Here is a 13,967-nt window from a genome sequence, read left to right on the forward strand (position 1 = left end):
TTTGGAATTATTCGCCCATAAATTTTGCAAATCGGTCACCAGTTTTCTTAACAGATTGTGGTGTGACATGAGCATAGATATTCATGGTAGTTTTAATATCTTTATGACCTAATCGTTCCTGTACTTCTTTTATCGACGCACCACTTTCAAACAATAAGCTACAGTGGGTATGCCTAAATCCATGTGGAGTAATTTGAGGCTCCATCGGTGTCTTTTTGTAAATCCAGTCTAACCAATCGTTTACTACTTGGGGGTAGTACAACTTGTTTGTGTTTGTAGTGAAAAGAAACTGTTTTGGTGAATTCGTGTTATAGCCATATAAGATCATTATTTTCATTTGTTCTTGTTGCCAAATACGCAGTTGTTTAAGTGTAAAATCATCAAGCTGAATCGTTCTTGATGAATTTTTAGTTTTAGGTACTTGTAGAACTACTTGATTAAACTCGTCTTGAGCGATAGTTTTACCAATTGTTATTGTTTTATTGAAATAGTCTATATCTTCCCATTGAAGCGCCAATGCTTCGCTTTTACGCATTCCTGTATAAGCTAATAAACGGAAAAAAGTGTACAGTTTAACTGAATTATTTTCTTTAGTATTCTGTAAAAACAGTTGTAATTGATCTTTCGTGTAAAACTTCAAGGGTTGTTCTTCTTCAATTTTTCTTGGAAGCAATGTTTTAGACATAGGATTATCCTTACAGACTTCCATTGCTACTCCAAATTTAAATATTTGAGCAGTTGTTTTTCTCAAGAAACCATATTGTTTTAATGTTTTGTGCCATTCATTCACCTGTTTTTGGCAATAGCTAACACTTATTTTATCCAATCGTAATTCCCCAAAAGCAGGTAATATATGGTTTTTGCAAAAACGTTGAGCAACGGCAACAGAAGACGGTTTTACTCTTGTTCTGTAGTTATCAATCCATAATTCATACAACTCTTGAAAAGTTGTAACATTGATTTTAAACTCTTGTTTTTCTTTAAAGTCTACAAGTAGTCTATTAAGTGCTGTTTGCGCCTCAGCTTTTGATTTGAATCTTCTACGCTTTGTACGTATATCTTTTCCAGTCTTGGGATCTTTCCCTAAATAAGTTTCAAATCCCCAATATTTTTCGCCATTTTGTAATTTATAACTAAAAAATGTTGCCATTTGATTCTCTCCTTACTTCATTATTGCAGGTAGAGAAGTTATTTGAAGAATCAATTATTTTTAAATTTATCGTGATTATCAGTTAAAAATTTTGCGATTATACTATTTTTCTCATATGGGAAATTGTATTTTTTACTAAGATCTGAAATAAATTTTTCTGTTTCAAATTGGTTTTTAGTAATTTTATAAAAGAAATCCTCGACAGATGAATACTTTGAAATATCTTTATAGGCTAAGTCCATTTCGTCTAATAGCTGTTTTAAAGAATCAATCATTCTTTCTTTTTCACCGTATTTGAAATCACCATTTCTTATCTTGTCTTGAAGTTTACTGTTGGCTCTTTTGAAAAATAGCTCTTTAGAGATAGAGTGTCTTTGGTTAGCGTACTCTTCAATCAGAGGATTGATATTATTAGCAAGTATCTCATTTAGATAAATTTCAAAATCTTTTGAGTAATATTTTGTAAATATATTTTTTATTATAGGATTCAATAACTCATAGTCTTTATCTAGCGAAAACGTATCACTATATCTTTCTTGAATGTCTTTAAAGACTTTGTGAGGTATTTCTGGGAAGTCCTTAATATATAGCTCATACCCTATATCGATAAGGTATGAAGTTATATATTCTTCTAAAGTTCCCCATTTAATCCAGTCAATTGTTGAATTAGTGATAGTTGATAATAATTTCAGCTTTTGTGGATTTGGTAAATTGGTCCCACGTTCCCAGTTGGATATGGTCGCACGTGGTGAATTATCTATTTTCCTTCCAAGTTCTTCCATAGTAAAACCACATGAAAGGCGTAATTGTTTGATTCGTTTTCCTGCTTCTGAAGGATTTGGCTTCATCTTTTTTCTCCTTTTTATTTTTAAAGATAGTATATCATATTTATAAAATAAAAGTATTTAAAAGTATTTACTTTTTATCTGGAGTATGATACTTTATTCTTATAAATACAAATAAATACATTTTTTTACGCAATTTGTATTTATTTGTACTTATAAAGGTAGAGGAGTTATAGAATAATTAATTAAAAAGGAGAGGTTTTTGTGGAAGCAATAAAATTAATGATTTCAGAAGAACAGGAGGAAATGTTTCTAAAGCAGTTTTATCAAATTGCTACAAAGGCAATTGAAAAGGCTCAAGAAAATGCGGGTATGACAAGGGAATACCTCAATCAAAAAGAAATGGCAGAATACTTAAATGTGAGCGAAAACTTTTTAAAAAATGCTGTGAGAAACGAAGGTTTACCCGTTGTGGAATTGGGTGCAAGAAAGTTTTATTCGAAAAAGGCAGTTAATGAGTTTATGTTTGCTCGAATGAAGAGAGGTGGAAGTTTTGAAAGAAGATGAATAACAAATCTAGTTTGGAAAGGAATAGCAGTTTGTATAAAAAAAGAGTGCTCCCGATAGTTTGCAGACGAAGGGAAACACTCGATAATGAATAAAGTTCTAAGAAAACTTTATTTGACTATATTTTAACATTCAAATAGGAAGAAGTGTGATTTTTATGGCAGAAAAAAGAATGCTGGCTAAATCATTCTTAAATAATGCAAGTTTTATGAAGATGTCAGATTCAGCAAAATTATTATACGTATATCTGAACACAAACGCAGACGATGACGGAATTGTCGAAGCGTATCCATACATGAAAATGCTCGGAACACCCGATGATGATGTAAAGATACTTTTCACAAAAGGTTTTGTATTTTTTTTAAATGAAGATTTGTTAACATTTCTCCCCCATTGGTTACAAAACCAAAATATACGAATAGATAGGTATAAACCATCTATTTACCGCTTCAAGTTATTGAACTTAAAACCAGAATTTTTCTCAAAATTAAAGCCAGTAAAACTTGATGTGATTTTGAAATCTGGCCAAGTAGAACCGCTAAGAGGCGATTTAATGGAAAAATGGTATCCAGCTGGTATACCAAGCGATGTCAAATCGGATACACAGTTAAGTCAAGGTCAGAATAGTCAAGATCAAACTAATCAAGATAAGGATAGTATAGAAGAGATTAATCAAGATCAGAATTCCTTTTTTGAAAATATTATAAATCAGAAAGGAATTGAAATAATCACTACACTAGGTGATAGATATACAGAAGTTCAAAGAGAAAAGTATCTTAAGTTGATTGCTAGTATGAAAGATTCAATTGAAAGAGAATATAAAATAGAAATTCGAGGTCAAGATTATTTTGATATAACAAACAAAATGCTAACAAGACTTTTTAATTCTATAAACGAAAAACTGAATCTCGGTGAAAAAATTGATGAAATGAAGTTCATCAACACCACAGCTAGAAACCATTGGGAGGACATAGCTAAGCAAGAAAAAGCTAGTAGACAGGATATGCTAGAGGCACTGAAAAAAATAGGTTAGAAAGGATTAATAATATGATTGAAAAACGGTTAATATATCAAATTTATTGTCTTGATCATAACGCAGATACTCTTGAGTTAATCGAGAGTATCTGTTTCAATACTATAGTCCTCGATTTAAAGGCTAAAAACGATTGTTACGTCACTCACATCATAATTGACAGAAAAACGGCTCATAAGCTCTCTGAGAGCCTAAGAAAATGGGCTGAAGGAGAAAACTATGAAAGCAATTAAAGAAAAAATCGTTAGTAGAAAGATAAACTGGTTAGCACTCAGTGTGCTTGTTTTAATGATTAGCGTTGTTTTTACAAGGAATGTTGTTGAAGCTAGCATTTTCAATTGGTTTGATGACACAAAAAGTCAAACAGAGTTTTTGAATAATTCTCTTTATAGACCTTACCTGAAAAAATACAATGGAGATTTCCTTAGTCAGTTCGGGATTTGGCTTGGATGGGCTGTGGTAAAAGGCATGTTTACTGTGACTGATTCGATTCAAAATATGATTCCAGATGTGCTGGATTTGTTCAATTTCATTGAAAGTACAGGGCTAAATAACGTTTATCAATCAGTCATGAATACAATTGTCGTTGGATTAATGATCCTTTCATTGATGTTTGTTGGCTACAAGATGATTACTGGAAAAGGAACAATAGATTTAAAATCTGTTGGAACGAATATAGTGATGTCTGTAGCATTAATTCTTTTAATGCCAACGATGATTTCTAGCGGTATTCAATTTTCCAAAATATTTTACAATGATGCTACTACGATTACAAATTCAGATGACGGAGTCGCTTGGTCATTGATAAAACAAGGAGTAACAGATTTGGCATATATTAATAAAACAGATCAGTACTCAAGCATTGATAAAACGGAGGATCGAAATAAGTTAACACGAAAAAATTTTCAACAGACGGATCTCACACAAGTGTTAACGGATAAAGTGATTGATAAATTGGAAAAAGAAAATCCAGCTGCGGATAATCTTCGCTATGAATTAGTTGAAAATTCTAATAATGAATTTGTTGCTACAAAGTTCTCTGATAACTTCTTATCAACATTTTCTGATAGTTTGAAATCAGGCTATTATCGCTATCAAGCAAATCTTTGGGGGATTTCGATTGGATTGACAGCGTTAGCAATCGCCTATGTGTTCAGCGCGTTTGTGATCATTACAGCAATATTAGAACTTGCATTTAAACGTGTGTTAGGTGTTCTTGTTTTTGCGACAGATATTGAAACAGGACAACGTTCAAAAGTTGTTTTATCCGATATTTTACAATGTTACTTAACAGTTGGATTTCAAGGGTTTGGACTATCTATGTTTGCTATGTTTATCAATTTTTTAAATGCTGGACAAGGTATCTCCACAAATATTTTTATAAAAACAATTGCTTATATCTGTGCTGTGTTTGTGCTGATAAAAGGCAGTGGAACAGTCATGAGATACTTTGGTGTTGATATTGGACTCAAAGAAGGCTATGGGCAACTTGCTTCTGCTTTTGGTATGGGCGCAATGCTGTTTAGAAAAGGATCAACTGGATTTAATCGTGCTAAAGGAAGCGGAAATGGAAATGGATCAGACAGCGGAGAAGGAGAAGATCGAAAACCAGAAAAGAATTTCGGCGAAACTCTATCAAAAAAAGCTGGCAAAACTGGAAGAGCTTTGGGATATGCCCATGAACGTGGATTATCAGGTTTAGCTTCAGATGGAGCTACAATGGCTAGTGAAAGAGCAATAAAACCATTTAAGAGTATGCGTGATATGGCTAATGATACCAAGAATAAGTTCAAAGAAGGTTTAGATGATGGTACAGTGTCCGCTATTAATAAAAATAGCAAACCTATGTTAGCTAAAAATAAAGAAGATGAAACTGGAAAATATGCTGATTCCATGCCAACACGTCTTTCGGATAGAAAAGATGGTGCTAAGGTTGAAAATGCCGATAGAATTATGTCTAGTTCTGAACGTATGCGTGAAGCAATGAAAAATAATGCTGAATCGAATAATAATCCTGTAAGTGCAATTCAGCAAAAAGTTCAACAAGATCTTGAAGAACGTAAAAATGCTATGCACGGTCAAGCTAAGTCTGCTGAAGAATTAATTAATCAGAAGCGACAAGAAGCTAAATACACGCCTGAAGCAATGAATCGTGAGGAAATGTTAAGGAAACGTGTAGAAGGGCGTACAGGAGCTAATACGGACGAAAAAGAAGCGTTGACCAAAGAAAGAATCCAAGAAGCTAAAAACTCAAATACCGGATTAGAAAAATTGGTCAAAGAAAATCTACAAAATTCTACAAGTAGTCAAGGTGGCCGATCAGTAGATGTCCGAGAAAATATTCAAGGTTCATTGAATGGTCATGTCGGACGGAATGTTGATGTAAGAGAGAATTTACAAAGTTCTTCAAATGGTCAAGGTACTAAGACAATTGATGTTCGAGAAAATCTGCAAAGTAGCAGTGCAAGTCAACCAAAAACAGTAGATGTTCGAGAAAATGTACAAAATTCTACAAGTAGTCAAGGGTTTAAATCAGTGGATGTTCGAGAGAATGTGCAAGGTAGCAGTGCAAGTCAACCAAAAACAGTAGATGTCCGAGAAAATGTACAAAGTTCTACAAGTAGTCAAGGATTCAAAACAGTAGATGTTCGGGAGAACGTTCAAAAAGATAGTGGAGAAATGAAAGAAAAAACACAAAAAATCAATATCGTTGAAGACAGAAAGTCAGCGAAAAAATTTGATTCAAATCATGAAACAGTGATTATTGATAGTGAAATCCGTGAAAATGATAAGGGATCAAAACCAAGACGAAGATTCACTTATGAAGACAACGAGTTATTCAGAGATACACTTAATGATCCTAATCCGCTTTTCGATAAACTATTAAAAAAATAAAAGGGGGAATTGTCATGCAATTAATTCTAAAGATTAGTACGCATGATTTCTTAGAACTTGACGAATTATGTGAATCAGTAAAGAACGCAACAAATGAAAAAATCACGGTCACTAATTATATTGAACTGATGATTCAAGAAGAATTAAAGATGAAACATGAGATAAAAAACAACTTGAAATATTGTTATCTAGAAAAAAGTGAAGAGATAATCCATGAATTAAATGGTTTTTAAAAATTGTATTTGACAGGAATTTACGACAAGGAATTAGTGGGGATTAAGCGATTATTCTCTTCCACTTTAGAGAAATAATGGGTTAAAAAGCCAGAATACGTAGAGCAATATTGACAACCTATAAAGGAGCTATTGTTGAAAATTGAAGTAACAAAAAGATAAAGAGAGGTTTACATCTATCAGATTAAAAGTGATAGTACACCCATGAAACCTGCAAAAGAGTTGAACCTAATGTATATCGGTTCAACTCTTTTTATTTGCAAATTAAAAAAATATCACCGAAGTGACGAATGAAACTATGACCAAATTAAGCAAGAAAATATATCTTGCAAATAAAATAAAGTAGTATAAAAAGATATTGATAAAGCCAATCAAAACTTTGAATTTCAAACGTTAGATAATCAAACAGATACAAAAAATGAAATCAGTTCTACGCGTACGATTATTAAAAATAATAAATTTTCACTAGAAGAAAATGGAAATAAAATCAAATAATTAGGAAGAAAAAACAAAGCAATTAGAAAAGCCTGCAAGCAAATTTGAGTAATCGAGATCCAATTTTTTTAAGGAAGTTTAACAAAAATATGTAATTCTATTGTCACTATTAAAGAGAAAGTTGGAGCGGAATATAATGAAAAGAGAAAAGCAATTAAACGCAAAAAATGTAGAACTTAAAAAATATAAAGAGGAACAACCGTTAAAATTAGGAATGATGTAGTGTAAACATTATAATTGCTATGATATAAATGAAGTGTTAAAGAAAGCAAATTCAAACCAATTTTGTGAATAGAAAAGAGAGTGGCAAGCTTTATTTTGCCACTCTTTTTTTGTGCGTAAAAGCCTTAGTCACTATGACCAAAACTACGGACGAAACTATGACCAAAAGTAGGTACTATATTATGACCGAAAATAGGTCCAAAATGGATTTTTTTGTGATATCAAAAAAATATGAAGTGATTTTGAAAGAAAACCAGTTGGCACAGCCAACTTAGCAACCTTCCTGTAGGAAGGTGCTATCAGTTTTCCCTTATGCTCTTTTCTTTCTTTTTTGTTTCATATGTCAAATGCCATTTTGAAATGTACCATCTTAAGAAATTTATCCTTAAAAACAATTGCGTTATTGGATAAAAAGATGCTACATTATCTTAAAAAAGGAATCAAATATGATGAATTTAGTGGCTAGCATATCGTGTGATTAAGATACTTTATAGTGTAAGTTGAAGGAGAAAAAATATTTAAAATATACTTCCCATTTCAGTGGGAAGTAAAATTAATCTTGTTGTTTCTACTAGTAATGTATCTTTTTGGAAACTATGTAACGATGTAAACAAGATTTTTTTCAGAAGAAAAAACGATAAAAGTTGTGATAAACGATTTAAAAAATAGGAGAAAATATATCAAGCGCATGGTATGAAACGCACATTTAAAAAGATTCGACTAACTAAAAAAATAAGTTTACAAAGCATTGTTGTGTATTACAAGTGATCTATACACTGAAAAATGATAGAGAAAATCTGATACGTCCGCAACAATGGACAATTGAAAATGAAAGTGAGGAAATTGGAAGAATGGCTGATGAAAATAAAGTTGTTCCGCTTGAAACACTAGTGATAAATAAGGAAGAGTTTGAGCAACTTTTTCTTGATTTTTTTGTTCAATATGACAGGATTTATGATTTTAGTTCGTCACTAGATTTATTTGAATTAGAGGCAGAAATAATAGAAAACAGTCGAGAGGAGAATGGTAAAATCATCATTTCAGTAGAAAAATTCAATGAATTATTCTCAGAAACATTTGAAATAGATACAGATTATTATCAACCACAAGAAGTTTTCCAATCATTTAGAAATCAGATTATTCGCTCAGGTAAGACCGTAAACTGAAAAACAATAAAAGAAACGTTGAAAGAATAATTATTCCTTCAACGTTTCTTTTTTAGAATGTTTTAATGACCAAAGCAGTTTCATTGTCAGGCTTAGGTAATTCATGAAATCCCGTATTTATAGTGCTCAATTGATCAACTAACCATGTTTTACTTTTTGAATTGTAGATAAATCTAAAATTAATATCGTTATTATCGTGTTGAAGGGGCGTCTCCAAATAATCTGCTGTATATTCATAGTCAACGTAACCTGCTAATACAAAAGAGAGTATCCCTTTATTTAATGTTAGATTTAATGGATAATCATACGACTTTATTTTTTTCAACTTCATATTGTACATATCTTCAGCCATAAAAGTTGAGTTCGTGATTTCATCTTGGGTCTCATTAAAAAAGTTATCCGAATAATCGCTTATTTTTGAAAAGTCTTTATTGGCACCAGCCTCAAAAAATTGTTCAACTTTTTCAGTATAAAGTTGTGCTAACGCTCCTTTTTCAATATTAACTTTAATATTTTCATGTCTATCAATTTGTGTGCTGTTCAGTAAGGGAAGATCAGCTTTTAGTTTTATATCGTCTTGATTTCTTTCAATTTCAATTGGCAAAATCTTTTCAGTAGATTCAGTTTCTGATAAAGGAACATCTAGTTTTTTATCATGATAATAAGCTTCAAATCCATCTGGAACCGGAAAAAAATGTATTGGGTAATTCTTTTCTGAGGTTGTTGTACTAGTTTCCGTACTTGTAGAACTTGTGTCAGAAGTGGTACACCCGCTTATAGTTCCGATGAGTAAAGCGCAAGTTAGAATGATTGCAAATTTCTTCAAAAAAATTCCTCCTTAAAATTGAATATGGACTAATACTAGTCCCATTGTAGCATACCGAATCTTTAAGATTAATAAGAAAAAGGACTAATTTTAGTCCAAAAGGTGTGCTATTCTTGAAAGAGGAAAAAATTATTGATAAAGAAAATGTAATCGGTAGCAATATTAGACGAGTCCGATTAGAAAAAGGAATTGGTCAAACCGAGCTGATTAGAGACCTACAGCTTCGTAAAATTGCTATAACTAGGGAAACGTTGGTTAAGATTGAAGGTGGCCGCCAACACATTAAGTTGGATCAATTGAAAGCCATCAAAGATATTCTACAGGTGTCTTATGAAGATTTGCTTCAATGACTACTTGTAGTCATTGGGAATAGATTATTTATGTTATGTCTATATCTGTTATAAAAAAATATTGATAAAATGGTAGAGAAATTATAGAGAAATTATAGTGAATGTTTTGTAGCTACACAAGTAAATTTGTCGAAAGCTTTGTAGAGGAGTGTTATTTATGGGTGTTTGTATAGAAGAATTAAGAATTAGAAATTATAAGTGTTACGAGAACGTTGATATTAAATTGAATGAATCGAATCTTTTACTAGGAGTTAATAACGTGGGTAAGACTTCCTTGCTAGAAGCTTTAGAACTTTGCTTTCTCCAATATAAAAGAGTTAATGGAGATATTATTTTTGTGAAAAAGGATGAGATACTTTCTAAAGATAAAGTAATAATATTAGATGTATTGATTGGTTCAGATACTGAAGAATTTGATGATAAATGGTTTGACTTATTTGGTGAATTGATTTTTGAAAAAAATAATAATCAATACATAGGTTTGAGGACTACAATAAAATACAATCGATTAAAGGGTGATTATGAAATTGAAAAGAAAGGAATGAATGATTGGCCAGATTCCCAAGAAGTTGAATCATTCGAAAATTTCAGTACCCAAAGAATTACTAAAAATCTGATAGAGGCATTTCCTGTGTTCTATTTAGATGCAAAAAGAGATATTGTATCTGAAATGAGTGATAAATTTTCATATTTTGGAAAATTAGTAAAAGATATTAAGCTTTCGGAAGCTAGTTTAGAAGAAATGGAAAGGCATTTGAATGAAATTAATGACAATATTGTAGAAAATAGTGAAGTGCTGAAGCACTTATCTAATAGTCTAAATGAAATAAGCCAGGTTTTAGATTCCGGAGAGAGCTCTATACAAATAAATCCTGTAAGCCGGAAAATTAAAGACTTGAACCAAGGTATGGAAATTCGATTTACAGATAAAAACTCGGAGTCTTTTTCAATTGCTAACCAAGGAATGGGTACTAGAAGTTGGGCTACGTTTTTAACGTTATCAGCATATATAAAATGGAAAAATTCTGAAATGGAAAATAAAGATATTGCTTTTCACCCTATTTTACTGTTAGAAGAGCCAGAGGCTCATTTGCATCCTCAAGCACAAAGAAAAATTTATAAACAAATGAATAATCTCAAAGGACAAAAAATAATTAGTACACATTCACCCATAATTGCGTCTCAAGCCAATATTGACGAAATTATTCATGTCTATAAGAAATATGATCATTCAAATACTAATCATATTTTAACTGGTAGTTTGAAGAAAAATGAAATCAGGAAAATTAAGGAGGAAGTATTTAAAACTCGAGGGGATGTGCTGTTTGCTGATATTTTAATACTATGTGAGGGGGAAACTGAAGATCAGGTTCTACCATTATTCTTTAAAGAATATTTTGGTTGTGAACCTTTCGAACTAGGAGTCAATATATTAAGTGTTGGAGGTTATGGAAAATATAAACCATTTCTCAGAGTGGCAAAGGATTTAGATATAGAGTTATTCATTTTGAGTGATGGCGAGAAAAAGGTAGTTCGAGATTTGAAAAAGCATTATGGAAAAATTTATGAAGTAGATACTGATGACAATATTATTGATGAAAGAATCAAATTTTTACCAGAAGAAAATGATTTCGAAAAATACTTAGTGAGCAATGGCTATACCGAAGAATTACTGGAAGTTATTGATAAAATAGAAGGTACAAAGAATTACTTGGATAAGTATATACAGAATAACAACGGTACAAAGAGAAAGAGACAAGCAACGGAACAAGTGTGCCCGGAATGTAAACAAAATATCTTTGATGCTCCTATAAGAAATTATGATGGTGATGAAGGTTTTAAAGAAGCTCTTTTGGAGTATCTGTCAGCACACAAAACAGAATACTCCTCCTTAATAGGAGATGTTATTCTTAAACGTAAGGATAAAACAAAAATACCCCAAATTATTCAAGAATTATTTTACGAGATTTCAAAAATAAAACCTTTATCAATTGAACCACTATTCAAATTATCTAGGGAGGAACAAGCATGAAACTAACTGTAGATCAGCAAAAAATTGTCGATTATATAGATGGTCCTTTACTAGTAACTGCAGGACCGGGTAGTGGAAAGACAAGAGTTTTAACACACAGAATTGCAAACATTTTAAAGTTGAAGAGAGGTAAAGTATTAGCTTTAACCTTTAGCAATAAGGCAGCTGAAGAAATATCAGAGAGAGTAAAAACTCAAATTGATGTAGAAAGCCATGAAAGAGTAAAAGTAGAAACCATCCATAGTTTCTGTTTAGATTTAGTTCTAAATAGAGGTGCTGAGATTGGACTTGATCCTAATTTAGCAGTCATTGAGAATATAAATGATAAGATTGAAATGTTAAGAAGGGCACATCTTAATTCAAAAATGTCGCTTCCAGAAGATAGAGTACTACGCGAAGAATTAAGAAACATTGAAGAGCACAAGAAAAATTTTTTGTACCCAGAATATCTTACTAGCAATGATAGTTTTCGTGATATTTTCGAAACATATAATAATTTATTAAAGTCTAATAGGATGATCGATTTTAATGATATTTTATACTACTCTTATAGAATTTTATTAGATATTCCGTCAGTACCGAAAAACTATACTAGGCTGTACAGATATATACTAATTGACGAAGCACAAGATTTAAATAATACACAATATAGGATAATAAGAGCATTAACTGCTAACTTTGAAAATCTGATGATGGTTGGAGATTCAGCACAATCAATATATGGGTTCAATGGATCAGATAGTAGGATAATGACTAAATTATTTGTCAATGATTATAATCCTAAAATGTTTTGTTTAGAAGAAAATTTTAGATCAACATCCAAAATTATAGAAGCGGCTAATAGAATACAGCCAGATTCAAAATCAACGTCCGTTTATCCATTAGAGGGAGAACTTCAAATTTTATCTTTTGAAAATGAAATTGAAGAAGCTAATTGGATCAGGCTTAAAATTCAAAATCTGTTAGAAAATGGCAGTGAATGGGTTGAAAATGAAATAGCTTTGGAAGATATCGCGATTATAGGAAGAAATAGATATTTATTTTCAAAACTTGAAGAAGAATTTGTTGATAATAAAATAGAGTTTTCTTTTGGAGGATCAAATTCTAACTCAGAATGTGAAACCGTTGAAATGAAGATATTCGAGCTTGGTTTAAGAATATTAATAAATACACATGATGATTTACATTACAGACAATTAAATAAATATCTTTCACGTGATAATACGGAAATGAATTTTTTAAACGATTTATTGACAAATAGTGAAGTTAACTCTCCCGAGGTAGATAAACTGGTTTTTGGTGCTATAATTAAGGCTTGGAATATATTATCAAGTAATCAAGAAGATTTTATAAAAGCGCTAAATGTAATAAAAAAAGCCATTGATGATGGGGATTTTAGTGAAGAGTTTAAGTTTTTAATTCAAAATGATATAGACTTATGGGAGAAACGTTGGAAAAAGTATGCTAAACAATCTGTAAGAGGAGATAGAAGTTTAGCGTATTTTAGAAATCAAGTATCTCTGGGCAAATTAGACTTCAACAATGGCTCCGGGGTTTCATTCTTAACCGTGCACATGTCTAAAGGTTTAGAATTTGAGGTAGTCTTTATAATCGGAATGGTAGAGGGCACCTTCCCTGATTATAGAGTAAAAACTTCTGAACAAGAAAAAGAGGAACTAAATAATATGTTTGTTGCTTTAACAAGAGCCAAGAGAGAGTGCTACTTAACTTATCCATTAGAGAAAAAAATGCCGTGGGGGAGTAATAAAAGGCAAGTAAGGTCTAGATTTCTAAATAGGATTCAAAATTGATTCTTTATTTAGTAACTTTATGAGTGCTTTGTATGTAATATAAGAAGTTTGTTGTTCGAAGAATTTTCGTCTATACTAATAATTTTGCTATCAAAAGCATGCACTCAACTAAAATACAATTGAAAAACCAATCATTAGAAATTATTATCAATAGAGTGATAAAGTCTATTGATAAATTATAGAGATATGAACTATCTTTTATTTTCGTTAATGAACTTAACTTCATGAGTGAATAAGAATAACTTGAATCCTCAAATAACTTCTCTACCTGCTGTTTTGGATACGATATTGGCTACGTTCTCGATAGTAGTACCTGATAATATATACTGTCAGTCTATGGCAATTTGTTAAATGAAATATCTATACAAAGCCTATTCCTTTCCTTTGATTCCCAAAAGAGTC

At 31.5% G+C, this 13,967-nt stretch carries 12 protein-coding genes; 9 read left to right on the forward strand and 3 right to left on the reverse strand.

Going from position 1 to position 13,967, the window contains the following annotated elements:
* Positions 1-7: 7 nt before the first annotated feature.
* Both AB3I20_RS05705 and AB3I20_RS05710 read right to left on the reverse strand, forming a co-directional pair.
* Positions 8-1,150 (reverse strand): tyrosine-type recombinase/integrase, encoded by a 1,143-nt coding sequence (locus tag AB3I20_RS05705; protein ID WP_002287688.1) that lies wholly within the window; start codon positions 1,148-1,150, stop codon positions 8-10.
* Between the two features lie 50 nt (positions 1,151-1,200).
* On the reverse strand, positions 1,201-1,998 hold the full coding sequence (locus AB3I20_RS05710) for a helix-turn-helix domain-containing protein (protein ID WP_002287690.1): 798 nt from the start codon (positions 1,996-1,998) through the stop codon (positions 1,201-1,203).
* Between the two features lie 201 nt (positions 1,999-2,199).
* Here AB3I20_RS05710 and AB3I20_RS05715 point away from each other — a divergent pair, with 201 nt between their 5' ends.
* The 6 genes from AB3I20_RS05715 to AB3I20_RS05740 all read left to right on the forward strand — a co-directional run bounded on the left by AB3I20_RS05715 (position 2,200) and on the right by AB3I20_RS05740 (position 8,546).
* Positions 2,200-2,502, forward strand: coding sequence for a helix-turn-helix domain-containing protein (locus AB3I20_RS05715; protein ID WP_002299877.1), 303 nt, complete (start codon positions 2,200-2,202; stop codon positions 2,500-2,502).
* 157 nt (positions 2,503-2,659) lie between these two features.
* Positions 2,660-3,535: a hypothetical protein gene (locus AB3I20_RS05720; protein ID WP_002317977.1), complete on the forward strand. Its 876-nt coding sequence runs from the start codon at positions 2,660-2,662 to the stop codon at positions 3,533-3,535.
* A 14-nt stretch (positions 3,536-3,549) separates the two neighbouring features.
* Entirely contained in the window at positions 3,550-3,768 is a 219-nt protein-coding gene (locus tag AB3I20_RS05725; protein ID WP_002317976.1) for a hypothetical protein, read from the forward strand.
* Positions 3,755-6,430 (forward strand): pLS20_p028 family conjugation system transmembrane protein, encoded by a 2,676-nt coding sequence (locus AB3I20_RS05730; RefSeq protein ID WP_222693687.1) that lies wholly within the window; start codon positions 3,755-3,757, stop codon positions 6,428-6,430. The genes AB3I20_RS05725 and AB3I20_RS05730 overlap by 14 nt, the downstream gene beginning before the upstream one ends.
* 14 nt (positions 6,431-6,444) lie before the next feature.
* Positions 6,445-6,663: a hypothetical protein gene (locus AB3I20_RS05735; protein WP_002302287.1), complete on the forward strand. Its 219-nt coding sequence runs from the start codon at positions 6,445-6,447 to the stop codon at positions 6,661-6,663.
* A 1,568-nt stretch (positions 6,664-8,231) separates the two neighbouring features.
* Positions 8,232-8,546, forward strand: coding sequence for a hypothetical protein (locus AB3I20_RS05740; protein WP_002329547.1), 315 nt, complete (start codon positions 8,232-8,234; stop codon positions 8,544-8,546).
* A gap of 52 nt (positions 8,547-8,598) precedes the next feature.
* Here the strand turns inward: AB3I20_RS05740 and AB3I20_RS05745 are convergent, their stop codons facing one another.
* A complete protein-coding gene (locus AB3I20_RS05745; RefSeq protein ID WP_002287697.1) occupies positions 8,599-9,372 on the reverse strand; it encodes a hypothetical protein in 774 nt (257 codons plus the stop codon).
* A gap of 104 nt (positions 9,373-9,476) precedes the next feature.
* Here AB3I20_RS05745 and AB3I20_RS05750 point away from each other — a divergent pair, with 104 nt between their 5' ends.
* The 3 genes from AB3I20_RS05750 to AB3I20_RS05760 all read left to right on the forward strand — a co-directional run bounded on the left by AB3I20_RS05750 (position 9,477) and on the right by AB3I20_RS05760 (position 13,565).
* Positions 9,477-9,722: a helix-turn-helix domain-containing protein gene (locus AB3I20_RS05750; protein ID WP_002287739.1), complete on the forward strand. Its 246-nt coding sequence runs from the start codon at positions 9,477-9,479 to the stop codon at positions 9,720-9,722.
* Positions 9,723-9,879: 157 nt separating this feature from the next.
* Entirely contained in the window at positions 9,880-11,754 is a 1,875-nt protein-coding gene (locus AB3I20_RS05755) for an ATP-dependent endonuclease (protein ID WP_222693686.1), read from the forward strand.
* Positions 11,751-13,565 carry an ATP-dependent helicase gene (locus tag AB3I20_RS05760; RefSeq protein ID WP_222693685.1) on the forward strand — a complete coding sequence of 605 codons (1,815 nt, stop codon included), beginning with the start codon at positions 11,751-11,753 and terminating at the stop codon, positions 13,563-13,565. Before AB3I20_RS05755 ends, AB3I20_RS05760 begins: the two co-directional genes overlap by 4 nt.
* Positions 13,566-13,967 lie beyond the last annotated feature (402 nt).

Origin of the sequence: Enterococcus sp. C50 (assembly GCF_040887505.1) — a bacterium.
GTDB classification, from domain to species: domain Bacteria; phylum Bacillota; class Bacilli; order Lactobacillales; family Enterococcaceae; genus Enterococcus_B; species Enterococcus_B thailandicus.